Genomic DNA, 26,048 nt, shown 5'->3' on the forward strand with positions numbered 1-26,048 from the left:
CATGCTTTAACTTTACCATTATATAGCAGAACTTTTGGCGATCTGCATGATTTTTTTTGTTGGTCGCAATTCATCCCAACACCAAACTAGGGTTATGGTGTGGGCCTTCTTGCTCCATTTAGGTAAATTGAAGAAGGAGACAGGAGACAGGAGACAGGAGACAGGAGGAAAATTACATGGGGATTCTAACCCCAAGTAATTTTGAACACCGTGTAGACGGTGGGGTATTAAACCCACAAAGAAAATGATAAAATTTTTAATCAAGAATACTTTACCTAGTATGTCTATTAAAAGTTCTTAAGCTTACCTATATATTTATGCACTTTACACTTACTTTTCATGAATATTTAGAGTATCATTGCAGTGCTACAATATTGAGCTAGTTAATTATTATTTTATAATTTCAAGTTTTTAAGATTCTCTAGGAATAGAACGTCGGTACATTTCACATAGGTGTGCTATTGTATCTATAAGAGTTAATCGGTAATCTAGTAATATTTCCTCACTACGTCCTTCTAACTGTAATTGTTTGGAAAATTCATCCATTAAGTCCATGTGAATTTCTACAATTTGTGTTACAGGAATATCTGAGAAAAAACATAAATTGACAAACTCATCTATTTGATTGTTGACGGAATTATCTTTAGAAAAATATTTGAGAACAATGTGACGATACTCTAAATTAAGTTGATCTAAAAACTTACGGCGCTCCTCTGGAGGCATATTTCTAATGAAATTTGTGGGATTCCTTTTGTAATACACACCTAGGTATCCTAATCTTTCTCTTAATTTTTCAGATAGTCTACGTTGTTGTTGATTGAGTGAATTTTTGGTATTCTCATCGGCAATTTGACTAGATTTTTGAGATTTATCTGTTGAAGAATTACTGAGAGAAAGTTTCAGAAATTTTTGAATTGACTGCCCAATATAAAAATCAATTTGGCTTAGTTGTTCAATTAATAATGAAACTTCTGCTTCGTGGTAAATAAAACTTGAATCGTTATGCTGTTCCTGGGATTTAGTAAAATTAGTATTAGCTAAACTATGATTTTTATGATCGCTTTCAGATTTAAGTTGTTTGATAATTACAGCAGGTAGTAAAATTGATTTATCCTGTAACTTCTCAATCAAAGAAGTTAGTTCAGAATATTCTTGGAATATCAGACAATCTATGTTATTATTTTCCTCAACAAGCTGGAAAAATTCTCTGGAAGAATTAGTCAGTGCCACAAGATAGCGATCGCTACTCAGTAATTTCGTTACTGAATGAGCAAATCGATCATCATATAGGTATACACAGACAGATATTTGAGTAGGCAAAGTTTTAGGAACAGTAGCTAAATCTTGGTTAGCACTAGAATATGTAATCTGAGAAATCTCCATTACAAATTTATTATATTAAACATCTAAAGACAAATTTTAACAAATATTAACATAGACTGCCTCTATATTTTCTTTGTCAGGAAGATAGCATAAGGAATAAGGAATAAGGAATATAGATTGATTATGAATAATATTTCTCAAATTATATTTAATTTTCCAACCCAAGAATATCTTTAACATAGCACCAGCTTAACGGAATGGTATCCGTGTAAAAAGCATTTATTTCTGTCGTTCTCACCAATCAGTATCAAGATTTTAACTAACCATAAATTATAGAGAAGTTTCCTAGCAAGTGTTAATGTAGGTGTTTTTAATAATCTTGTAGATAAATGTGGCGATAATTGAGTTTAGTAATAATGGCCTAAATTATAGTTAGGTTAGTCAAAATAAGCTCATCGCTAATGAACTTACTCTCAGCATATTATATGCTCTAACTGTCATGTCAATGGCCTACACTACTTTAAAAAAATTTATATCTTTTATACCAATCTGCTTACACACAGAAAATTTGCAGGTAGTATGGTCAATTCTCTGTAAAGAAAAATACAATGAGTTAGTAGTAGTAAATCATCAGCACCAACCACTAGGACTAATTTACTTACATAATTTAATTCCCGATATAGATTTAAAGTCTGAAACTCAACCTTCTCAAAATCATGCTCTAATTTTGAATTGGCAACAACCTCTATCTGAAGTAAGTTCTTTCACACTCAATAGTCTGAGAGTTTTATCAGCAGATTTACCTATTACTAAGCTATGGCCATATCTCCAGGCACAATCAGAAGGGCAAATTAATCAAGAATCTGATACTTTAGACCTTGCATCTCCTAGTACACCTATTGCAGTGGTAGACAAGGAAGGTAAATTTTTAGGGTTGCTAAATACCTTGCGTCTACTAGAATTTATTGCCATAAATCAAGATCGAGAGGCAGAATTAAGTAGAAAAAGTTGTATCTCTGCTCCAGAAAATGTTCTAAAAACATCTGGGAATTTTTTACCTACACCTGCTGCCAAGGAAAATTTGCAACCCCAGGCAACAGCAGAGACTTCTTCCTACCTCTATTCACTAATAGAACTTTTAGAAAAACTGCCTCTACCTCTAATGTTACAGAGCAATGACGGCGAAATTATTAAGCAAAATCTGGCATGGCGTTCTCAGATAACAAAAGAATCTGATTTGATGGAAATTGCAGATGCTGTTGTAAATTTGTCTACCAAAAATATCAAACAACAGTCCAGAAGAGTCGAAATGCCAGATTCTCTAGCAGTAGTGAAAGATATGATTACATTATCATGTCCAGCTACAACTAATTGGAGATTTTCTCCTGCAACACTTTTACAAGAACGAGCAAAATTGCCAGAGTCAAATTCTGCTTCTAGCTTTTGTTATTACACTCAACCAAATACCTACCTTTGTACTTGTCCTCAAAAAAATGGCCAGGAACGAGTATGGCAGTTTAGTAGTCAACCATTGTTTGACTTGACATTAATTTTAGCTCAGGATGTCACGGAGCAACGCTTGATAGCGAAGGAGTTGGAAGCTAAAAATGCTGATTTGATTCAGCTTAATCGACTTAAAGACGAATTTTTGGCTTGTATTAGCCATGAGCTGAAAACGCCGTTAACTGCTGTATTGGGTTTATCTAGTTTGTTGAAGGAGCAAGCTCTGGGGACTCTTAATGAACGTCAAGCTCGTTATGCTCAACTAATTCATCAAAGTGGTCGTCATTTAATGGCTGTAGTTAATGATATTCTAGATTTGACTCACATGGAAACAGGCCAGATGGAGTTGAACTCTCAACCTGTGGAGATTCAGAAAGTTTGCGATCTTGCTTTTCAAGAAGCTTTACAACTTCAGAATAAAAATCCTCAAGATTCATATTCTTCCTCACTACCTGATTTTTTAAAAGCAAAGTATACATTGGAAATAGAATCTGGTTTAAATACTTTTATTGCAGATGAATTACGTTTGCGTCAGATGTTGGTAAATTTGTTATCTAATGCTTTGAAGTTTACTTCAGCAGATGGCAAGATGGGATTGAAAGTAGCTAAATGGGAAAAGTGGATAACTTTTACAGTTTGGGACTGTGGCATTGGTATTCCAGCAGACAAGCAACATTTGATTTTTCAGAAGTTTCAACAATTAGAAAATCCTCTGACTCGTCAGTTTGAAGGAACTGGTTTAGGTTTAGTATTAACTCAACGTTTAGCTCGTTTACATGGTGGGGATGTTACGTTTATTTCTCAGGAAGGTAAAGGAAGTGAGTTTACGTTAATTTTGCCGCCAAGTCCGCCTCCAAAAGATTTAGGAAGTGAAGGATGGGAAACAAATGATTATCTTAAAGAACAAGGATTAATTCCTACTCGAAAAAGTGAAGTTGGTACAAAAAAATATAGTAAATTACCTGTTAACAATTACCAAGTACCTGTTATTAATTATTCATCTCGTTTAGTTTTGATTGTTGAAGCAGCGCCAAGATTTATTGAAGATTTAACGAGTAAATTAACAGGTTTAGGTTATCGAGTTGTTATTGCACGTTCTGGCACAGAAGCGGTAGAAAAGGCGCGAAAATTACAACCAAAATTTATATTTCTTAATCCATTACTGCCTCTTTTATCGGGTTGGGATGTATTAACTCTGCTGAAAACGGATGTTGATACTTGTCAGATTCCTGTAGTAATAACTGCAACTAGAGGGGATAAAGAACGAGCGATAAATAATGGTGCAAATAAGTTTTTAAGTTTACCTGTGGAACAATTAGAATTAGAAGAAGTACTGGCAGAATTTCCTGATTCAAAAGCACAAAATCATTATCAAAAGTTAGTAATTATGCACTTAGTTCCAGGTAAATATGAGTTTCAGCAGTCTACAGAAGAAAATCATATTTATGAAGATAAGTTCCTTTCTCTGCCTGGAGAATACACAGTAATAGAAGCAGATGATTTAGCTCAAGCAAATTTACTTGCTAAGATTTGGCAGCCTAATGTCATTCTTATCGAAAAAGTTAGTAATTCAGTAAGTCCAGTTAAATTTATTAATAAACTCAGTCAATATTCTACTTTAACAGCTATTCCTTTAGTAACTCTAGATTCTGAAACTACTCAAGTGGCTAATCAAGTGAAAGAATTGTCTGTTTTTCCTTGTTTAGCTTTTGAAAAAAATGACAATAATTTAACAGAAACAAAACTTGATTATGAATATTTAATCTCTGCGTTGTGTCAAGTAATTTCTATTGCTGCGGGTATGAGCTGGCTGCCAACTATATTAGTTATGGATGTGGCAAATATTAAAGATTTTACAGTACCTTTAACAGATGTTTTGCCTGAGGAAGCTGTTGTTAATTTCTCAAATTTTACTCCTGAACAAAAGGGGAGAGACTTAGAAGATAATACTTTTAGTTATCCTATTTTTCCTGCTTTTATTTCTGATTTAGAAGTGGCTAATCAAAGTTGGAAATATTGTGAACAAACAAAATTACCAATTGATAGTACACAGGTATTAGTTCAGTATATTCAAACTTCTGGGTTTAAAGGTTTAATTGCTAAATCTTGGGTTGAAGTTTTGTCACAATTGAAAAATCAGAGTGTGGATTTACTATTAATTTGTTTGCGGGGAAATTTACCGCCTGGTTTGGATAAAGCATTATCTAATTTAGACCAAATAGTTAGAAAACCTTCTATATTAGTGTTGGAATATTCTGATTATAAATTACCCAAAAATATGACAGTAGAAAATCTAAATTTAGTCTTGAGCAAGGTAGCTACAAAAATTTTGCCTTCTGATTTATCAATAGTAGATTTATTGGAGGAAATTAAGGGTCATTTGATATTTTAGGGAGTAGGGAGTAGGGAGTGGGGAGTAGGGAGTAAAGAATTAGAAGTAATCCTTGAGTGAGTTTGAGCATTTATAAATGTCTTAACTAACTTATATCAGGTTACATTAATTAACTACGATACAAAAAGATGGCGTAGATAATTGAGTCATCTTTAGATGACTATTTTCCTATGCGGATAGAGGAAGAGTCGTTTCATTTGCTGAAGCTCTCAGAGGCGGATGATGAAAATTTTTCTCTTTCTCATAGGTCTAGAGCAAAAGTCGTTTTATTTGCTGAAGCTCCCGAAGGTGGATGATAGAATTTTTCTGTTCTCCATACAGATAGAGGAAGAGTCGTTTTATTTGCTGAAGCTCCCAGAGGCGGATGATGAAAATTTTCTCTTCTACATACAGATAGAGCAAACGTCCTGCTACAATTTCCCATAAGTAAACAGCAAAAATAGTCTGAAGTTATTGTCAGTTAAGATTTTAGTGCAAATAAATATTCTTTTGTGATGAGAAGAGTGCATATCGAAATAAACTATATAAAAATTTGCTTGCTAGGTTGCCTTGCAGTAGCTGGATTCGATTTAGTATCTATAAATTGCACAGAATCAAAAGTATTAATCCACAGATGAGCGCCACAACTTGCTGGTTTGTAAGGTCGATAGACTATTTGGCAAGGACCTGAAATATATAACTCATAACCATAATAGTTATGACCGCTGTGCTTGAGTGACACTACAGGTTCCAATTCTGTTGGAGGCTTAGTTTTATTACTTTGAATTTTGTTTTGATTGACATGAATCATTTTTGGTGTAGTAGTTTCTTTCTTGCGCCACATACCTTTCGGACCCCGCCGAGCCGGAATTATTACAGGCATTCCACTTTCTGATACTGGTATTTCCCAGAATCTACCTTTTTTCTCAGCTCCTTTAACTCTTCCTTGAGCAAGTAAAACTAATAAACGTTGACGAGATATACCTAATAAAAAAGATGCTTCTCTAGTACCCATGATTTTTTTCCTTAACTGTTGGACAATAGTAGACAGGAGACAGGAGACAGAAGGGAAGATGATAGCAGTCAGAAGTCAGGAGTAAGGAGAGAGGGAGAAGCTTTAAGAAAAGAACAATACAGATATAAAATCCAGTTATTATAGTAATCGCCTTCATTACTTCTTCTTAATACAGGTTTTCTATTAAACAACTAAATTTAACGCCGACGCCTCATTTATCTTTAAAATCCTTTTTTCTCCTGACTCCTGACTCCTGACTCCTGACTCCTAGCGCGATACGATAACTAATTGACCGGATTATTAAATACACCCTTTTACGAAGTTCATATTGATTGAAAAAATCAAACCATACCTCCTAACTATACTTTAGGAAAAAACAGGTTAAAAATAACGATTATCAATCGTCATTACGACGCTTCCAGTCACTATTAATCACAAATAAAATAAATACCAGTTTTTTAAGAAAGAAAATGTGAGGAATTTAAAGGGCGATAAAAATATTTTTCAGGATATGTCCTTAATTCACGACAAAAAAGATATGTGTACGACCTAAAAAATTGTATTGAAGCCATTCATTCTGAGTACTGTCTCCTGACTCCTGACCGAAAAATTTTTGTTTAAGGGTATAAAAAAATAGAATATTCCATATTAGAAGCCATTATACGAGCTAGGGGTAATGATAACTGATAACTGATAACTGATAACTGAAATGACTCCTTCTTCCTCCTTTCATTCTGACTCCTGACTCCTGTCTCCTGACTCCTTCTTCGCTCCTGACTCCTTCATAAAGAGATTTTTAGGAACTTTGCCTAATTGATAAGCTCCACGACTGTCTAAATATTGATATTCTCCTGGTTGTAATCCTGCATGAATAAACTTTTTTGGATAACCAATCATCACAACATTACCAGAAGAATCTTTTTGCACAATTTCCTCTAGATATTCTCTGGCATTTGTAGCGCGTCGGAAAAATTCTACTGGTTGCCTAGTGTAAAAAACTAAACTAGGTTTTTCAAAGGCAATCATAATTATTTCTTCTCCTGGTTGTCTAACTTCAACAATTGTTTGAGCTAATTGACGTAAGGGTAATTGACGTTCTTGATCTACTAAAAACATCATTGGATTAATAGTAAAAATTAAACAAGCTACTAATCCAATAAAATTAGCACTCCAAATCCAAGAATTTTGTTTTTTTCTCCAAAGAAATCCAATGACTATTGCTGTAGCAAGAAAAATTAATCCACCACGAATTAATAAACCTGATTTTCTAATTATCTCTGGGAAATATGGCATAGCTGGGTCTCTATCTAACCAGTTAAAACTGTAGATAATTCCTAGAGCTAAAATTAGTAAAAAAATGATATTTGCGACAACTGAGAAAGATAAAAATCGACTTTTTGATTGAGAAGTATTTCTCTCTAATTTGGGAACAGGTTCAACAGAATTATCAAAATAATTGGGTCTAAAACCCCGCCTTTTAAAGGGAAATGTTTTTGGAGAATTGCTCAAATCCTCATTACAAAAATCACTTCTCACGTCCCCTCCTGGGAGGGGTGAGGGGTGGGTTGACTTCTCACTTCTGACTTCGTTAACCGTGGGGTTGATAGATGATTGAGTAGAATTATTTTCAGATTTATTAGTCTGACTAGATAGAGAATCTCCATTAATAATAATATCGCTCCAAAATAATCCTACTAATATTGCTGCTGCGGGCATTAATGGTAAGACATAGCTAGGTAATTTAGTAGCGGAGATGGAGAAGAAAATAAATATACAAATAAACCAGAAAAAAGCAAATAAACCTAACTGTTGAGTTCTAGGTTGACTACGCCAATAACCGAGTTGCCAAAACTTAGTTTTAGCGATCGCTACTGGTAGATAAATAGACCAAGGTGCAAAACCAATTAGTACGACTAAAAAGTAAAAGTACCAGGGTGCTTGATGATGATTAACAACACTGGTAAAACGTTCAAAATTGTGATGACCAAAAAAACTATCAAGATATTCTTTCCCGTTAACTAAAGTAACGAGAAAATACCAAGGGAATGTAATAATTGAAAAAATTAAAATGCCAGGCCGAATATTTATTTCTTGCCAGATTTGAAAAAAATTACCTACATATAATAGAAAGGAACCAATAATCAGTGCGGGTAAAACAATTCCAATCGGACCTTTGGCGAGAACTGCTAAAGATATTAGTATATAAAAAGTCAAATACCACTTGTTAAAGATGGGAAGTTTTGTAGTTTTTGATGATTGATTTTTATCTGGCGCAGATGAAACATTTTGTCTCAGTATTTTGCTGTTCTTTTGCTGAGGAATATGAGTATTTTCTGTTTGTGAAGCATATCCCATAAAAAAGGCAAATAGTGCCGAACACATACAGCCAGTTAATAACATATCAGAAACTCCAATGCGTCCCCAAGCAATAGTTTCTGGATTTAAAGCTATCATCGCAGCACCAATCCATGCTATTAATAATCTCACCATTAAAAACTTATTTTTAGGATTGATCTGAGAATTTAGTTGATAATAACCATATCTATAAAGGATGTAAAAACCAAAACACATTAAGGCAGTTGCAGATATTGCTGAAGGGAGACGGACAGACCATTCATTAATACCAAAAAGATGATAAGCGATCGCCATTAACCAATAAATTAAAGGTGGTTTATCAAAGCGAGTTTCTCCATTAAAATAAGGTGTAATCCAATCTCCAGTTTCTACCATTTGACGAGCAGCTTCAGCAAAGAGTGGCTCTGTTTCATCAATTAAACCAATATTTCCCAAATTACAAAAAAAGGCTAACCAAGAAAGTAAACAAAGCCATAAAATAGACAGTCCTAATGTTAAAATATGATTTTTTGGTTGAGTTTTAAACCAATTGATAATTTCTAATTCTTGTATTAATTTCATTCAGATTTAGTTATCCTTTATTCGTCTTAAAATTTCCACCCTAATTTAGCTATAAATTAGACAAAATTGAAAAAAGAATGTTACAAATAAACTGGCTAGTAAATAATTAATAATAACTAACAATTAATAATTTAACTAAGAGCTGATTTATCAAATAAATATTAAGAAGCTGAATTCCTTACTAAACTTTGGTTTAGCGAGTTATTGTCCACTAAGTCCTAAATTACTAAAAGCTCTGTCATATAAGACTTTCAGCTAAGTTTACAAATCAGCTCTAACACCTAAAACCTACCACCTACCACCTACTACCTAATACCTAGGAAGTTATTTGTAGCAAACATTTATCAATTTGGTATTAGACCTCTTGCAAAAGTTTTACTTACATTAATTCCAGATATGAAATCAACAATTCCCTATTCCCTATTCCCTCTATTGAAAGAGGGACCATTAACAATATTTTTCAAGGCTTTAAAATTAACAGCCATTCTAATGTTTCTCTATTCCAAGTAGGAAATTTTGTTTCTCCTGCAACATAAGGTCTCCAGTATAAACGAGAGCCATCTTGGGCAAAGATAACTAGGATATCTCCTGGTTTCAAGGTTAATTTTTCTTCTGGCAAAGAAAGTACTAATCCTCTATTACTACCTTCCCCTGGGGCAAAATCCCAGTGAGCAGATTTTTGGTAAGATTGGTCTGAGGATTTAGCTAGTAGTGCTAGACGAACTGGACGATCTGTACAGTTGCTAACTCGAAAAGCTCCTTTATCAGTTTTGACCCACGAATGATTGATGATTGAGAAGTAGTTATGAGCAGACTACATTCTTGAATCTGTTTTGTTGGAGATATTGGTAGAGGTTTCTGAGTAGGAATGTTTAATAACAGAGATTCAGAAAATGTCTCAGAATCATTTGTTTCCCAAAATATTTTTAACTGAAATCTGCCAATAATTAATCCTAACAAAAAAAATATTAAAGTAATAATAGTTTGTCTATAAGCTTGGAGTTTCATTTGAATTTAATTCTTTCTTTTAATTCTTTAACTAGGCATCCTGATTTTGTTCAATTAACCTGATAAATTACAGCTTGCTCTTCTGCTATGTTAGACTACCTAGAGTATTTTTAACTTTCAAATTGACTTAAAAAGTCCAAAAAAATATATATATTTAACTTCAATATCTATGCAAAGTACCCGTATCAATAGATTATTTAATGTTATTAGTGAAAGGTTTAGGCAATGGTTGAGTAATCCTTGGCGTCGAATTTCTCTATTAGTTATTAGTTTGTTATTTGGTAATTTTGCTGGGACTGCGGTTTCTACGATCGCTGGGCAAGAAGGTTACCTAGATGTTATTTATGCTTTAATATGTTTGCTGATTACTGAATTATTAAACTGGTTTACTTATGGTATTAAGGGTAAAATAGCACGTTCTTTGGGAATAGATATTTTGAATGGTTTTAAAATTGGTTTTACTTATGGTCTATTTTTAGAAGCTTTCAAATTAGGTTCTTAGATTTTCTCTACGTTAAGGTGGTAGGTGTGAGATACTAAACTTTAATTTTGTCCGACTACTTAGCAGTTAATTAGCTTTCAACTATCAGCTTGGGGTCGTAGGTTTGAAGTTTTAGGTTTGAAGTTTTAGGTTTTAGGTATTAAACTTTAATTTTGTCCGACTACTTAGCAGTTAATTAGCTTTCAACTATCAGCTTGGGGTCGTAGGTTTGAAGTTTTAGGTTTTAGGTATTAAACTTTAATTTTGTCCGACTACTTAGCAGTTAACTAGCTTTCAACTATCAGCTTTGGGTCGTAGGTTTTAGGTTTTAGGTATTAAACTTTAATTTTGTCCGACTACTTAGCAGTTAACTATCTTTCAGCTATAAACTTGGGGTGGTAGGTTTTAGTTAGGTAGGTTTGAGATATAAACTTTAATTTTGCCCGACTATTTAGCACTTAACTAGCTTTCAGCTTGGGGTCGTAGGTTTGAAGTTTTAGTTGTGAGATACTAAACTTTAATTTTGTCCGACTACTTAGTAGTTAACTAGCTTTCAATTATCATCTTGGGTTGAAATTACTTTTGAAATGACATTTCTATAGGTTTCAGTATAAATATAAGTTAAATGCTCACTGCTTACTTGCTGACTACTGCTTAAAGTAATGATTAATATATTTGTGTTTCATGTTCTCTTTAAACAAATATCTACATTTCCTAAATTATATAGAATCTGGTTATACAGTATATTTTTATAATTCTATCCACACTTTCTCGCCTTCAATCTCTCGACCTCCCCTTCTCCCCACACTTCCCACCCCCAAACATAAGATAAGTATTCAACCGGATTTTATATTATAGAGTTATATTAATATTTTCACTATTCTCCTAAGGTGAGGTGGTTAACTTTTTTAACCTAAAACCTACAACCTTATTCAATAGTTAATTTGATTTTTATGGAATTTTCCAATTTATCTCTAGTACAAATTTTAGAGACTTTAAAGGTAAGAAAGTTTCTAGGAAAAAAAGAGTTAGAAATCTTAGAAACTCAGGAATTAATAGACCGAAAACGTGCCCAGGTTTTTAACATTAATTTAGAAAATGTGAGAGAAGTAATTAGAGAGCGATCGCTTGTATTTCAATCTGTAATTACTGACTATCATAAATTACCCTTGAAGGATAATAATACTCTCGAAAATTTATGGAAATTTTGGTTGCCTTTAGGGATAAAATTAGCAGGTAAGCGTCAAAATTTAAGCCATCCATTAGTTCAAGGTATTTTAGGCGGACAAGGAACAGGTAAAACTACTCTGGCTAAAATTTTAATCTTGATTTTAGATAAACTTGGCTACAATACAATATCTATTTCTATTGATGATATTTATAAAACTTACGCTGAACGTCAACTATTACAAAAACAAGATTCCCGATTAATTTGGCGCGGTCCTCCAGGAACCCACGATATTAGTTTAGGAATAGAAACTTTAGATAAATTACGTCAATCTAACAATCAAAGTTCCGATAACTTAATTCCAATTCCCAGGTTTAATAAATCTCTTTTTAATGGTGCTGGAGATAGAATTGAACCTGAGATGGTAAGTAAAGTTGATATTGTTTTATTTGAAGGTTGGTTTGTTGGAGTTAGACCAATTGCTGAGAAAGTTTTTAATGCTGCACCACCACCTATTATTACAGAAACAGACCGAAAATTTGCCCGTGATATGAATAGAAAATTAATAGACTATTTACCTCTTTGGCAAAAGTTAGATAAATTAATTGTTTTATACCCTAATGATTATCGCTTTTCTAAACAATGGCGACAACAAGCAGAACAACAAATGATTGCTTCTGGAAAGTCGGGAATGAGCAACGATCAAATTGAAAAGTTTGTGGAGTATTTTTGGAAAGCATTACATCCAGAATTATTTATTAACCCACTGATAAAAAATACTGAATTAGTAGATTTAATCATAGAAATTAATTCTGATCATTCCCTTGGTAAAATTTATCATCCAAATTATTTAAGTTGAGCAACAAGACTTTATTTGGCGAACATTTTGATTTCTATTAGGTGAAATTTTTAGACACCATAACCAATGTTCGTCCATAATAGATTGTTACTATCGCGTCCAGATAATTAGCAATATAGTAGAAGGAAGAAGGCTTTAGTTATCTAGGATAGAAGGAAAAATCTTGCGTTGTCTGAGTTTTAAGCTTTTGATATTTCATGTTTGTTTTCTTCAACTGCTATGAAAAAAACTTGTAGTCCTGCATAGTAATGTTTAAGAACAAAATTTGGTATTTATAGCGCTGTGCGCAGGCAACAGGCAACAGGCAACACTCCGGAAGGGGGAATAAAAAACCTATAATATAAGACTTTTAGCTATTGGACACCTCTTGTAATTTGTAAATATGCCAGCGCACATTGCTATACCTAAATATTTATTCTCCAAGATATTCAACAGTATTTTCAGAGGAAGTCGTGAAAAAATTATGGTTCCCCCTAATTTTTACCATTACTATGCACCAATAGCAAAAAACTTTCCCTTCTTCTTCTCTGCTCCTGACTTCTAATACCAATTCCCAAAAATAATGTTATACTTCTTCAACACTTCAGTTATTCAGATAATAAGTAAGTTCAGTAATATTTTTAAAGATTATAGAAATTAAGTTAACATATCTTATTCCTAATTTCCCTGCTCCCTGCTTCCTACTCTTTACTCTTAAGAAGATGTAGGAAAAATGCTTGAGATTTGGTAAAGAAAACCTGAAACAAAAAATATATAATTCACTCTTGATGGTAAGCAGTGAGAAAAATTCATTTTCTTTCATTTTCTCTTGTCAATACTGACCATCCTCAAACTACTTAGAACTGTATATTAGTTTGACCACAAAAATAAGTTATCAAACCTCCACTTTTAAAGGGATAAAAAAGAAAATTCTGCATTTTCTTGCCTTCCTATTTCAGGCGATACTGATAACTGAAGTCTGCAGCTCCTCTGGAGAAGGCTAACTGATAACTTAATTGACTCCAAAATATTTATTTATAAACCTTTTCTTTACCTTCTTCTTGAACTTCAGGAACTACTTTAGGAGCTACTTCAGGAAGTACTTCAGGAACTATTTTTTCAGGAGCACAAGCAATAAAATTAGTGAGTAAACATACACTTGGACCTATGGTTGTACCACGCAAATTAACCCCTTCTAAATTAGCTCCACTAAGATTAGCAAGAGTTATATTTGTTTCAATTAGTTTTGCTTTAGCAAGGTTCGCATTAGAAAAATTTACATCTTTCAAATTTGCTTGACGCATATCAGCATTAAAAAGGTCAGACTCACTCATATTGGCATTTTCTAAATTAGCTCTCAACCAATATGACTGACGTAAATTTGCATTAGAAAAATTAGCCCCACTAACAACAGATTCAATCAAATTAGCTTCAAATAGATTAGCATTTTCTAAAGTTGCTCCTGTCAGATAAGCTCTAGATAAATTAGCATGAGCTAGGTAAGTATCTGTTAAATCTGCACCTCGAAGATCTGCATCATTCATTTTTGCTCTAGAGAGATTGGCATTAGAAAGATTAGCACCAATAAGATTAGTAACAGCAAGATTTGCCCCAGATAAATTTGCTCCTTCAAGATTTGCACCTTCAAGGTCAGCTCCAATCAAGTTAGCATTATATAAGTTTGCTTTACTAAGGTCACATCCCGAACATTCATTAGTTTTTAATAGTCTTCTAATAGCTGCTGGGTTAGCTGCTTTTGCTGAATTTATCCAGCCAAGTTGGGATAAAATCATTATGATTGCGAATATTGTCAATTTCATATTAAGTATTTGGGGGTATAGAGAATAATTGAACAGAAAATATATCTGAGTAGTAAGTATACAAATAATTTTATCTATCTACTTATATAGATAATTGCTTAATTTATCATACATCCAAATTTTTTAGACCGACAAATTTAAAACATTATTAATTATTAAGTAGTTGGCATTTAGTCAAGTATTCAATTGGGATTGAATTCTTGCTTATATCCAGTCTAAGCAAATTGCCCAGAAATATCAAAAGCTTAAAAACTCAAACAACCCAAGGTTTTTCCTTCTTCCTTCTTTATTCTTCCTTCTTTGTTCTGCTATATTCCTAACTTTAACTATTTAGTTATCATAGTATAACTTCCATCCCAATCATTTGGTGGTGGATTTGTTATATGCTTAACCGATCGTTGAATATGTGTACCAACAGCTTCATCATCAGGTCTCATTTTTTTAGCTCTCTCAAAGTAACTAACAGCCAAAGCAAAATTCCTTTCCATATAAGCTTTTCTAGCTCTAGAATAAAGTTCTAAAAACTGTTCTGTTTCCTGGTCAATATTATCTGAAATTGCACCAATCAATTCATATATACTTACAGATTTTTGCTTACCTTTAACTTTAACCTTATCCAATTCTCTGACCCTAACATAATCGCGACAAAGTTCATAAGTAAACTCACTTAAAATAATATCGCAGCCATAATGTTTAGTAATTGATTCTAAACGGGAACTCAAATTTACACCATCACCAATTACTGTATAATCCATTCGTTTTTTTGAACCAATATTACCAGATACTACCTCCCCTGAACTAATACCAATACCAATTTTAAATTGTGGTTGATCGGGACGAGACTCATTAAATTTTCGGAGACGATGACGCATATCTAAAGCAGTTTTAACCGCCATTAAAGCATGATTTTCTAAAGGTAATGGTGCACCAAAAACAGCCATTAAAGCATCTCCAATAAACTTATCTAAAGTTCCTTCATGGTCAAATACTGCCTCTACCATTGTTTCAAAATATTGATTTAGAAGCTTAACTACTTCAGAAGCTTCTAGGTTTTCTGTAAGAGTTGTATAACCTCGAATATCAGAAAATAAAATAGTTACTTCCTTGCGCTCTCCTTCAAGTAAAGCATCTTCAGCTAAAGCCATTACTTGTTCTGCAACCTCTGGAGTCATGTAGCGATACATGGTATTTTTCATGCGTTTTTCTTGACTAATATCTTCAAGAACTACCAATCCACCACGCACACCACCTTCAGGATTAGTGAGGGGATTAACTGTTAGATTCAAACTACGTTCAAGGACTCTATCTAGTTCAGATACATCTATTAATCTGCTAAAATCCATGTGGTTATTTTGAACTAAATTTGCCTCTAAATTGGTCGGTGTTTCTTCTCCCCAAAGAATAAAAATATTAGGATTTTTTTGGTCGGGAACTGCTAAAATATAAGCTATTTCTTCTTCACCTTCAAATTTTATAAAAGAACCTACTCGTAAATTTTGCTCTGGAACATATTGTCTAGTACCATGCTGTAAACTATCTTCTAAACGAAACTGTAAATTTTCAATTGGTATAACTTCCCATACATATCTACCAATCAGTTTTTCCTCCCAAAGTTGTCTATTTGTTTTACCTTTTATCTCTTTGTCAATAGGACAACCTAACATTTCTAAAGCTGCTCCATTGATAGTCACAATTCTGCCTTGCATATTTGTAGAAATTACAACATCAGACAAACTTTGTAGAATATCTTTCTGATATTGCTTTTCTACCAAAACATTTTCAAAAAGTTGAGAATTCTGAAGGGCAATACCTGCTTGAGCATTAAAAGCTAACAAAAATTTTTCATCTGAAGAATTAAAACTACCTTGATTTTTATTAATTAACTGAGTTACTCCAATCAATTCGCCCTTAGCATTATACACAGGCATACAGAGAATATTTCTTGTTTGATAACCTGTTTTTTGATCTGTACTAGGGTCAAAACGAGGATCTATATAAGCATCAGGAATATTAAGAGTTTCTCCAGTAGAAGCAACATAACCAGCTATACCTCGATTGGCAGGAATTCTAATTTCCACCATTTTTTTTTCATCTGCTGTCGCTACCTTAGTCCAAAGTTCATTTGTTTCTTTACTAAGTAGAAACAATGTGCTACGGTCTGCTTGCATTAAATTACAAGCTTGATCCATTACAGCTCTTAAAGTTGTTTCCAAGTCTAGACTTTGACCTAAAGTTGTGGTTGCTTTCAGTAATGCTGAAACCCCTCGCTGATTCCTAGCTGCTACATAAAATGATTGACAACTTTCTATAATAATTCCCATTGAATCACCGAAAGAGCGGAATAGTTGCTCATCCTCTTTGTCAAAAGGGACATCATTCGCTTTATTAAGTAGTCGTACTACTGCTACTGGTTTGTTAGAGCTGGTGGTGCTGAAAACTGGTATACAGAGGATAGTACGAGTATCATAGCCTGGAGGTTGGTCTACTTCTTCCCTGAAGAGTGGATGAGTTTTGGCATCAGCAATATTGAGCGCTTCTCCTGTTGTGGCCACATGGCCTAAAATACCAACATTAATTGGTAAGTGGTAATCTTGGGACTTACCCGTACTTTCGAGAATAGTCTTATACCAAAGTTGTTTTTTCTCTTGGTTAACTAAGAAAATAGTTGTTTGATCTGCTTTCAGGATTTGACCAATTTTGATAGTAAAGGCATCTAATAGTTGTTCTAGTAAAGTTTCAACACCTTTATTGTTAATTAAGTCAATAGCTCGTAGATATTGATGAAATTCAGCAGTAATAAACTCTAGCAGACAAACAAACTCTCCTACTGGCAAATCCTTCACGCGAGTTGCCAGTAGACCCATACGATCAACTTGAGTCAATGTTGCCAGAATACTACCAACAGCGTTAGAGAATGTCATTTGAACTGCTTGATCTTAAAGTTAAATTACTCCAACTTAAGTCTATATTTTCTCTGGGTTTAATTTTTTCCAAGTAGATAAAGTTTTTTACTTACAAAAAAAATGTTATTATACTAAATTAGACTATATCTAAGTATATTTATTCCAATAGTAGGGCATAAATCTAGAAAAGTTAGGACAATTATATGGTTAGCTAAATCCTATCATAAATTTTGAAAGAGGACTCCGGTTTTAATCACGAGATTTAACGGTGACATGGGGCGTAACTACTGTGCGGGAAATCTACGCAGACAACCTAGAGATAAATTTCGGTGTTGGTAAACAAGCGAGATGAAACTTTAAGGGTCATCCTTCTGTAATAGCTCCGAATACCTAACCAAAGTAGGCAAGGGGTGTTACGCTTACCAGAAAATCATCTTACCAATTACCAACGCCTAAATTTCAACCAGAAAAATAATTGAGCAATACGCGCCCGCATTTTTGGTGTTATAGTTATATCAATAGCAAAAAGGGCACAAGGCCAGGGGAAAGCGCACCGCCTACCCGGAGGAAACGTCAGTGTAAAGACAGAGCAACAATCCTTCTGGAGACGGTCTGGCAACTCAGTTTATTTAATTTGCTGCCTAGTTAAGAATGTATGTAGCCCTAGCGTTGTGCTAGTGAAACAAGAATCTCCCATTATAATCGAGGGATTTAACGGGAGAGTGTCAAGACTAGTTTTAGTCTACTTAATTATCACAAATGAATTTAATATCCCGCAGTCCATATCTAAAATCTATGATTTAGATATGGGTAACCTGGACAATAAATTATGTAAAGTTGTTTTGTCAACCCTAATAGCCAGACAGTTTACTCTCTTTAGCATATCTAGCAATCATCAAATTTTTTGTATTTATTTAATGTACTTCCTTTAGAGGTTTCACAAGAAAAATTTTCTGTTACCTGCTATAAATTCCAGTTTTTCCCTACCATCAAAAATTTCCATCCATAGCACCCTTTGATTTAGATGAAGTTAGCGATCGCAAATAGCTTTAGTTATGCTGCTGATGGTATAGAATAGGCAGAAATAACTTTTTGATAATAGTTTCTTAACTGCTGAGTTGCTGCTGACCATCCCCAAGATTCTGCTTCAGATCTGGCATTTTGACGTAGAGTTTCTCGTTCCTCTGAATGAGCTAAGAGGCTTTGAGTAGCTCCTATCGCTCCTTTTTCATCAACAGGATCGAATAGATAGCCATTTATTCCATTTGTAACAATATCAGGAATACCTCCAGAATTAGCTGCTACTACAGGAGTGCCGGCGGCCATAGCCTCTAAAAGTACCAATCCTAAAGTTTCAGTGCGAGAGGGAAAGATGAAAGCATCAGCAGATGCATAGGCAGAGGCCAGCTCTTGACCCCGGAGATAGCCCACAAAGTGTGTGGGAGTGTCTGCAAAATGTTGTTCTAGGGATTCTCGGTTAGGTCCATCTCCTACAAGAGCTAGACAAGCATTGGGGATGGCCTCCAGGATTGGTTTAATACGGTCAATCTCTTTTTCTGCACCTAAACGGCCAACGTATAGTAGTATTGCACTATCTGGATTTCCTTGACTGAGGCGATGGCGCATTTCTTGACTAGCATGGTGGGGCTGAAATAATTCTGTATCAACTCCGCGCTGCCAAAGGTCTACTCGCTCAATGCCGTGGTTGCTTAATTCTTCTACCATTGCTGTAGAGGTACAAAGATTTAAGTCTGCTTGATTATGGCCTGATTTGAGTAATTCCCAAAGCAACCCTTCGAACATTCCTAAACCATAATGATGTAGGTATTGAGGAAGGTGGGTATGATAAGATGCTACGAGTGGTATATTCAGCTTTTTAGCATAGTAGAGGCCACCTAAGCCTAATACTGCTGGGTTAGCTACATGAATTATATCTGGCTGAAACAGCTCTAACTGTTTACCAATAGTAGGAGTGGGTATTGCTAATTTTAATTCTGGATAGAGGGGTAAGGGAAAACCCTCAATGCCACAAATTTTTGCTCCTTGATATTCTTTTAGTCCTCCCTCGGGGGAAAATATTAGCACTTGGTCCCCAGAACGTTGCAGATGTTCAACAGTATGGCATAGACGGGTAACTATACCATCTATTTTTGGTAAAAATGTTTCGGTAAAAAGGGCTATCCTCATAAGTATATTAGCTGGAAAAATATTAGTCAGAATATTTATTTTTTTGCATGGTAACAGGTTTAGCTATTACCTCTTGAATTTAGTCAGGACACCGATAATCCCAGTTTATGTATTATCTCATAATTATTAACAAAGATAAACATTTTCTTTCGGTGTGATTAAGTAAGTCCATTTACTATCTTTTCTATAGATACACTGGTGTTGTACAAATTCTGTAATATTTTCTATCTTCACAATCCAATCTCGGCTATACTTTCGTAGAGTTTCACCCATGGGATTATGATCGAGACCCCATTGCAGTCTAATACTTGATCGCCCCACAAGTTCTTTCCATTCTTCTTGAATTTTATAGATAGTGGGAATAAATTTTGAATGTATTCCTTTTGTTCAAATTCCATCAAATGCTGTACGTTTGATAGTTACAGCCAGAATTATTTCTTGTCCTGTTTTGCTGCCCCATGCAGAACGATACATCATCCATAAAAAGTTGGTTTTAATCCAACTCATTCTATTCAGGCTAAACTCACCACCAAAATAACCTTTTGACGCTGCAAAATTAATGATTTATAGCCTATATGCTTAGTAGACAACCACAGAGTTTTCATCAAATTATGCTAATATCTATTTACCATTAGTTGGCCAATTACTAATTTGTTTGAGTTAAGTAGGTTTGTGTGGCTAGCTGCATATTAACTAGGGTTTGCTGAAAAAGTATGAGTGGTAGGGGTAGGAGACAACCCACCCCTAACCCCTCCCAGGAGGGGAATACTGGAGACAGGAGACAGGAGAAATTGGAATTTATAGGAGGTAGGAGCGGGCGTTTTGTAAGAATGATTTTTCTGCCCAACTATGCGCCTAAAATACGCTCCTTTTTGAGCATAAAGAGGTGAAAAATTTGCACTGCAATTCGACTCCAAAAATTCTTTAGTCTTTTTATGTCTTGCTTTTAGATTTAATCAGCAAGCCCTAACTAAACCATTAAATTTATAACTGGCGATCGCTTCTTTTTGAAAATTATTTAACCAAACAGAGGTAATAGTAAAAACTATTACCTCCATGATTTTTATAGACAGTTTATCGTTTCCAAGATACCTTGGGCAGAATATGATCTTTATCTACACGTTGCTTGTATTGAATAGCATAATTTAGCAGAGAATCTAACAGAGAATCAGATAAATAATGAGGTTGCAAGCCAAGATCTAAGAGATTTGTGTTTTTAGCATTGAAATAATGTTGCTCTAATTCCACTCTAGGATTTTCGAGGTAATTAATTTCTACATTATCCAAATTATCTAAATCATCTGGAGCTAAATTCAAATCTTTACCTGCTTTATCTTTAAAAGCTTTACCTGCTTTTTGGACCATCATTGCCAAGTCACCAACACTGAACATTTCAGTAAATTGATTAAAGACTCTAAATTTACCTGCTTCTGCAGGATTAGCGATCGCTATTTCCATGCAACGGACTGTATCTCTAATATCTAACAAGCCACGAGTTTGTCCACCCTTGCCATACACAGTCAGTGGGTGTCCAATAGCTGCTTGAATACAAAATCTATTGAGAGCTGTACCAAAAACTGCATCATAATCCAGACGGTTAATCAAGAGTTCATCTTTGATTATTTCATCACTTAGGAGGCCAGTTAGTGCAACACCGTATACGATTCCTTGATTGAGGTCTGTGGCACGAAGTCCCCATATTTTACAGGCAAAGTGAATGTTGTGACTATCGTGAACTTTACTTAGATGGTAGAAAGAACCTGGTTGTTTAGGATAAGGAAGAGTATCTTTGCGCCCATTATGTTCAATGGTGATATAGCCCTCTTCAATATCTATATTAGGTGTACCATATTCTCCCATAGTTCCCAGTTTCACCAAGTGACAATCTGGGAAGTCCTCTTTCATTGCATAAAGAATATTTAGCGTCCCCACTACATTATTGACCTGAGTCATAACAGCGTGTTCGCGGTCAATCATAGAAAATGGAGCAGAACGCTGTTCGCCAAAGTGGACTATAGATTCTGGTTCAAACTGACGTAGTGTGTTACTCAGGAAATTATAGTCAGTGATATCTCCTACATATAAGTCAATTTTTTTGCCAGTCAACTCTTTCCAACGTTGAATGCGCTGTTGGATCGGGGCAATAGGTGTCAGAGTTTCGACTTGAAGTTGCATATCCCAGTGTCGCCGAACCATACTGTCTAGGATACCTACTTCATAACCTTGATTGGAAAGATAAAGAGCGGTTGCCCAACCGCAGTAGCCATCGCCACCAATTACCAGGACTTTCATAAACTTACTTTGAATCTTGCTTACTGATATTGGCTTAATGTATCAGGTATTGGAACTTTATGGCATTTCTTGTTTAAATCAAATGCAACTGGGTGAACTGTCCCGGCGCTGACGCAAGCGTACAACATAGGCCACAACCCAGAGACCAGCGTAGTAGTAGATTTCTTACGTCCTCTATTAATACGACTTACAGTCTGGCGATAGGCTTTGTCCCGCGTCCCACAGGTCAAAATTCGTAGTCCCTCCTCTCTGAGGTTAATTGCAGCATTGATATCCCTGTCATGGGTTGTCTGGCAATTTTCACAAGTCCACTGTCTGACATCAAGAGGTAAACTTCCTACTTGGTTTAAGCAAATATGGCCAGTTTTAGAACTGGGGAAAAATCTATCAACCTCTTGATAAACCTTGCCTTCATTTTCTGCCTTATACTTCAGCATAGTCATAAACATTCCCCATCCAACTTGTCCTATTGCCTTGGCTAGACAATGATTTTTCATCATTCTTTTGACATTAAGATTTTCAGTTACTATGACTTGGTTTTCGTCAACTATCCTACGCGATAGCTTGTGTAGAAAATCTTCACGACAGTTAGCAATTTTACGTTGAAGAAGGAGACAGGAGACAGGAGACAGGAGACAGGAGGAAAATTACATGGGGATTCGCTCCCCCAAGTAATTTTGAACACCGTGTAGACGGTGGGGTATTAAACCCACAAAGAAAATGATAAACTATAGCAACTTTCTTTTTGGCTTTGTTGCAGTTATTAGAACCTTTTTTCTTTCTACATAATTGCTGTTGCTTCCATTTTAAATTGTTTTCATATTTAGTTAAAAACTTAGGATTGTCAAACTTAGAACCATCACTGGTAATACAGAAATGGGTTAAACCAACGTCAATTCCTATTGCTTTACCATCAGTGCGTTCTGCTGGTTTTTCTTGAGAATCCTCAAACAATATAGAAGCAAAATATTGATGGCATTGATTTTTAGATACAGTAACGGTTTTGATTTTACCCTCAACAAGTCTATGGACAATAGCTTTAACTTCTCCTATTTTTGGAAGTTTTAAGCCCTGTTTAAGAATTGTAACATTCTGAGGATATTGAATAGACTGCTTGCCATGTTTTGATTTAAACCTAGGGTATTTAGTTCGTTTCTCAAAGAAGTTGTTAAAAGCAACACCCAGATTTAAACAGACTTGTTGTAAGCACTGAGAATAGGTTAGCTTTAACCATTCATGTTCTTTCTTAAGAGAAGGTATAAGTTTTTTCACCTCATAACCTGATAATCCTTTACCAGTGTTTTTATATGTTTCGTTCATCAAGTTCAGAGAGTAATTCCACAGCCAACGACAATTACCAAAGCTTTGCTCTAGCAACTGCTTTTGTTGTGTATTTGGATATAATCTGACTTTGACAACTCGCAACATATTAGAGTGAATTGAATTTCCTATAAACTATAGTCGCGCAAGATTATAGATTTGAGTTACAAATCCATTTGTCAATTTTCGGGGCATTGAACCCCTGAATTGACCCGCCTATCCCATACGACGCTCATCTATCGGTAGAGCGGGGGGGCTTCTCGGCGGAATAGCTAAAAATTCTAATGAATAAGTCTTATTACCCTAATGAACTTTGATTCCCAGTATCTGTGTTAATACTGCTAATTATTTAGAAAAGTTGAAGTAGCAAATTTTCTGATATTTAAGAAGATTTATAAAGTAACTTCGTTGGCAAAGCTAGTCCAACGAATAAATTCAAAAGGCCCAGCAATTGCTCCCCAGATATGCTCATCAGTTTCAGGGTTGCGACCTCGGTCATGGCTAATAAATTTATGTTCATCTATCTCAAAATGGCTATCTAAGTAGGTAGTTTGGCCTTTGCGGACTACAGTACAAGCTTTTCCTGGTTCTACTTCACCTTTAAAGCTATTACCAGTCCATTTTGTAATAAAGTTACAACCAGGTAGTTTCTGTATTTGTTCAGTTTTGAATGCTTGTAAGCGTTGAGGATCGCGAGAAGCTCCGTAAAATGCTTCTTCTTGATCTATGGCGTAGTTTTCAATATCGATATGGTCTGCTGCAGGGACTAATTTTAGTATTCGGACTCGGTAGGGTTGATTAAGGGTAATGTCGTAAGCTTGCTCTAGATAGAGGCTGAGTCCATTTAAGAGTTCATAGGGCAGTGGACGCATACAAACGCGAATGTGGGCAAAGAGGGGAGGGTTTTCAAAGGCTTGTTGTTGGTTACTAAAGTCGGCTGCTAACCAACGTGCCAAGGTAAGAATGTCTGTTGAGTTAGTCATTTTGATTGAGTGTAAATTCAGAATTAGAGTTCAAAAGAAAATCTTAATAGTTTAAGTATTGTGTTATGTATTTTGTCATTAGGGAACTTTAGAAAAAAATCAACGTCCTTAAATTTATTTATTTTTTTTAGTTAGATATTGAAATGTTTCTTGAATCGTTTCTTTTACATAATATTAAAGTGCACAGTATCTCATGGAATTAATATAGGCATTCAGTAAATTATTGAGACTAAAAAAATTATAAGCTGGAATGGTATCTGATGTGTTTGCATTTATAAAACCCTCAAAGATTAATAGCTTTAGAGAAATTTAGTTTGAAAGTTTTTAAATATGGCATCTATTTCAATCAAAGTTAAGTATAAATTGTTTAGGTCTTTGAATTCAAGAAAAATTTAGCTTTGGATAGCATAAATATTTGGCCAGTTAATAAATTTAGAATTACTTAAATGTACCTAGTATGTCTATAGCTATAAATATATAATTATTATTTTCAAAAGTGAAATTCTCACTTATAATTTGGGAGAAATTATTTTATTTATTGAGAAAAATAGCCAATGGACGGTTCTCCTAACTTTTTTCAGGAACCGAGCACACTTTCGGTTCCTCTTCCACTTGGTAATTCGGCTGAGGAAAACTTAGTCTTATTCTTCTCTGAAGATGCTTTGAGCAATGAAGGAGAAATAGCACTACAAGATGTCAGTGTAGAGATCATAACTAACAATGGAATCCCGATATTATTTGACAATGAAATTGCATTTATGCAGCCTAGTCCTGAAACTGTAGCAGGATCAAATTTAAGAAATTTATTTATTCCAGACTTAGATAGTGAAAGTGATGTAGTAACTTCATTTGCAGATAATAATCTGGATGGGTTACAAATTCCATTCCTATTGGATGGGGTGATAGCTAATGAATTACAAATATCAGATATAGAAATAGCTGGCAAAAAATACCTAGAAGTCAAAGCAGTAGGTGAAGATGCTCAGACTTACAGAGTATTAGCACTATTAGAAAAAAATGATTCTTCTATCGCAGCACAACAAATTCAAGCTCCAGATGCACAACAAGTAGTTTCTAATGAAATTGAAACCCTTGTACCTGGACAACCAGTAACTGTAACAGGTGTTGAGTTAGTCCCTGGGCCGTCAATTCCTTCTAATCAGTTTGTAGAAGTTCCTATTCCACTAATACCTGGTGCTCCTGGTCCGGCAGGTCCAGTAGGTCCGGCAGGTGTACCAGGAACTCCAGGATTAGATGGTACTCCTGGTCCGGCTGGTCCCGCTGGTCCAGTAGGTCCGGCAGGTGTACCAGGAACACCTGGATTAGATGGTACTCCTGGTGCTGCTGGTCCGGCAGGTCCAGCAGGTCCAGTAGGTCCGGCAGGTGTACCAGGAACTCCAGGATTAGATGGCGCTCCTGGTCTCGCAGGTCCGGCAGGTCCAGTAGGTCCGGCAGGTGTACCAGGAACTCCAGGATTAGATGGCGCTCCTGGTCTCGCAGGTCCAGCAGGTCCAGTAGGTCCGGCAGGTGTACCAGGAACTCCAGGATTAGATGGCGCTCCTGGTCTCGCAGGTCCAGCAGGTCCAGTAGGTCCGGCAGGTGTACCAGGAACTCCAGGATTAGATGGTGCTCCTGGTGCTCCAGGACTAGATGGTGCTCCTGGTCTCGCAGGTCCGGCAGGTCCAGTAGGTCCGGCAGGTCCAGTAGGTCCGGCAGGTGTACCAGGAACTCCAGGATTAGATGGCGCTCCTGGTGCTCCAGGATTAGATGGCGCTCCTGGTCTCGCAGGTCCGGCAGGTCCAGTAGGTCCGGCAGGTGTACCAGGAACTCCAGGATTAGATGGCGCTCCTGGTCTCGCAGGTCCAGCAGGTCCAGTAGGTCCGGCAGGTGTACCAGGAACTCCAGGATTAGATGGTGCTC

18 protein-coding genes and 2 pseudogenes are annotated in these 26,048 nt (G+C 35.4%); 6 read left to right on the forward strand and 14 right to left on the reverse strand.

Annotated elements, in window-relative coordinates; all coding sequences use genetic code 11:
* Nucleotides 1-411: 411 nt before the first annotated feature.
* Nucleotides 412-1,383, reverse strand: a complete 972-nt coding sequence (locus tag F6K06_RS28930) for a circadian clock protein KaiA (RefSeq protein WP_124147150.1) — start codon at nucleotides 1,381-1,383, stop codon at nucleotides 412-414.
* Between the two features lie 445 nt (nucleotides 1,384-1,828).
* On the opposite strand from F6K06_RS28930, the gene F6K06_RS28935 reads away from it, so the two are divergent.
* Nucleotides 1,829-5,218 (forward strand): hybrid sensor histidine kinase/response regulator, encoded by a 3,390-nt coding sequence (locus F6K06_RS28935; RefSeq protein ID WP_287244216.1) that lies wholly within the window; start codon nucleotides 1,829-1,831, stop codon nucleotides 5,216-5,218.
* Nucleotides 5,219-5,738: 520 nt separating this feature from the next.
* Here F6K06_RS28935 and F6K06_RS28940 read toward each other — a convergent pair.
* Entirely contained in the window at nucleotides 5,739-6,212 is a 474-nt protein-coding gene (locus F6K06_RS28940; protein WP_287244219.1) for a hypothetical protein, read from the reverse strand.
* A gap of 18 nt (nucleotides 6,213-6,230) precedes the next feature.
* Between F6K06_RS28940 and F6K06_RS28945 the strand changes: the two genes are divergently transcribed.
* On the forward strand, nucleotides 6,231-6,356 hold the full coding sequence (locus tag F6K06_RS28945; RefSeq protein WP_287308961.1) for a hypothetical protein: 126 nt from the start codon (nucleotides 6,231-6,233) through the stop codon (nucleotides 6,354-6,356).
* A 585-nt stretch (nucleotides 6,357-6,941) separates the two neighbouring features.
* On the opposite strand, the gene F6K06_RS28950 is transcribed toward F6K06_RS28945, so the two are convergent.
* The 3 genes from F6K06_RS28950 to F6K06_RS28960 all read right to left on the reverse strand — a co-directional run bounded on the left by F6K06_RS28950 (nucleotide 6,942) and on the right by F6K06_RS28960 (nucleotide 10,136).
* Nucleotides 6,942-9,128, reverse strand: coding sequence for a glycosyltransferase family 39 protein (locus F6K06_RS28950; protein WP_287244221.1), 2,187 nt, complete (start codon nucleotides 9,126-9,128; stop codon nucleotides 6,942-6,944).
* 460 nt (nucleotides 9,129-9,588) lie between these two features.
* Entirely contained in the window at nucleotides 9,589-9,747 is a 159-nt protein-coding gene (locus tag F6K06_RS28955) for a hypothetical protein (protein WP_161564298.1), read from the reverse strand.
* 95 nt (nucleotides 9,748-9,842) lie between these two features.
* Nucleotides 9,843-10,136 carry a hypothetical protein gene (locus F6K06_RS28960; RefSeq protein WP_124142872.1) on the reverse strand — a complete coding sequence of 98 codons (294 nt, stop codon included), beginning with the start codon at nucleotides 10,134-10,136 and terminating at the stop codon, nucleotides 9,843-9,845.
* A 169-nt stretch (nucleotides 10,137-10,305) separates the two neighbouring features.
* Here F6K06_RS28960 and F6K06_RS28965 point away from each other — a divergent pair, with 169 nt between their 5' ends.
* Together F6K06_RS28965 and F6K06_RS28970 are read left to right on the forward strand one after the other, a co-directional pair.
* Nucleotides 10,306-10,638, forward strand: a complete 333-nt coding sequence (locus F6K06_RS28965) for a DUF565 domain-containing protein (RefSeq protein ID WP_124142871.1) — start codon at nucleotides 10,306-10,308, stop codon at nucleotides 10,636-10,638.
* Between the two features lie 932 nt (nucleotides 10,639-11,570).
* Nucleotides 11,571-12,644, forward strand: coding sequence for a glycerate kinase (locus F6K06_RS28970; protein WP_124143632.1), 1,074 nt, complete (start codon nucleotides 11,571-11,573; stop codon nucleotides 12,642-12,644).
* Nucleotides 12,645-13,654: 1,010 nt separating this feature from the next.
* Here F6K06_RS28970 and F6K06_RS28975 read toward each other — a convergent pair.
* The 5 genes from F6K06_RS28975 to F6K06_RS28995 all read right to left on the reverse strand — a co-directional run bounded on the left by F6K06_RS28975 (nucleotide 13,655) and on the right by F6K06_RS28995 (nucleotide 20,097).
* Nucleotides 13,655-14,416, reverse strand: coding sequence for a pentapeptide repeat-containing protein (locus F6K06_RS28975; RefSeq protein ID WP_240041650.1), 762 nt, complete (start codon nucleotides 14,414-14,416; stop codon nucleotides 13,655-13,657).
* 353 nt (nucleotides 14,417-14,769) lie between these two features.
* Complete coding sequence (locus F6K06_RS28980; protein WP_287244225.1) at nucleotides 14,770-17,364, reverse strand: adenylate/guanylate cyclase domain-containing protein; 2,595 nt, start codon at nucleotides 17,362-17,364, stop codon at nucleotides 14,770-14,772.
* A gap of 1,035 nt (nucleotides 17,365-18,399) precedes the next feature.
* Nucleotides 18,400-19,533 (reverse strand): glycosyltransferase family 1 protein, encoded by a 1,134-nt coding sequence (locus tag F6K06_RS28985; protein ID WP_124143629.1) that lies wholly within the window; start codon nucleotides 19,531-19,533, stop codon nucleotides 18,400-18,402.
* A 126-nt stretch (nucleotides 19,534-19,659) separates the two neighbouring features.
* Nucleotides 19,660-19,854, reverse strand: a complete 195-nt coding sequence (locus tag F6K06_RS28990; protein ID WP_240038803.1) for a hypothetical protein — start codon at nucleotides 19,852-19,854, stop codon at nucleotides 19,660-19,662.
* Nucleotides 19,855-19,920: 66 nt separating this feature from the next.
* Nucleotides 19,921-20,097 (reverse strand): DUF4291 family protein, encoded by a 177-nt coding sequence (locus tag F6K06_RS28995; RefSeq protein WP_375339409.1) that lies wholly within the window; start codon nucleotides 20,095-20,097, stop codon nucleotides 19,921-19,923.
* Between the two features lie 149 nt (nucleotides 20,098-20,246).
* On the opposite strand from F6K06_RS28995, the gene F6K06_RS29000 reads away from it, so the two are divergent.
* Nucleotides 20,247-20,423: a hypothetical protein gene (locus F6K06_RS29000; protein ID WP_161564361.1), complete on the forward strand. Its 177-nt coding sequence runs from the start codon at nucleotides 20,247-20,249 to the stop codon at nucleotides 20,421-20,423.
* Between the two features lie 184 nt (nucleotides 20,424-20,607).
* Here the strand turns inward: F6K06_RS29000 and F6K06_RS29005 are convergent, their stop codons facing one another.
* From F6K06_RS29005 to F6K06_RS29020, 4 genes and pseudogenes are all read right to left on the reverse strand, one after another.
* On the reverse strand, nucleotides 20,608-21,825 hold the full coding sequence (locus F6K06_RS29005; RefSeq protein WP_124143628.1) for an NAD-dependent epimerase/dehydratase family protein: 1,218 nt from the start codon (nucleotides 21,823-21,825) through the stop codon (nucleotides 20,608-20,610).
* A gap of 20 nt (nucleotides 21,826-21,845) precedes the next feature.
* Nucleotides 21,846-22,424, reverse strand: a pseudogene (locus tag F6K06_RS29010) (RNA-guided endonuclease TnpB family protein); the annotation flags it as partial.
* Nucleotides 22,423-23,253, reverse strand: coding sequence for a transposase (locus F6K06_RS29015; RefSeq protein WP_287244230.1), 831 nt, complete (start codon nucleotides 23,251-23,253; stop codon nucleotides 22,423-22,425). The gene F6K06_RS29015 and the pseudogene F6K06_RS29010, both read right to left, overlap by 2 nt.
* Nucleotides 23,254-23,537: 284 nt before the next feature.
* A complete protein-coding gene (locus tag F6K06_RS29020) occupies nucleotides 23,538-24,128 on the reverse strand; it encodes a chromophore lyase CpcT/CpeT (protein WP_124147038.1) in 591 nt (196 codons plus the stop codon).
* 554 nt (nucleotides 24,129-24,682) lie between these two features.
* On the opposite strand from F6K06_RS29020, the pseudogene F6K06_RS29025 reads away from it, so the two are divergent.
* Nucleotides 24,683-26,048 (forward strand): annotated as a pseudogene (locus tag F6K06_RS29025) (hypothetical protein); the annotation flags it as partial.

Source organism: Okeania sp. SIO1H4, assembly GCF_010672695.1.
Classification (GTDB): Bacteria; Cyanobacteriota; Cyanobacteriia; order Cyanobacteriales; family Microcoleaceae; genus Okeania; species Okeania hirsuta.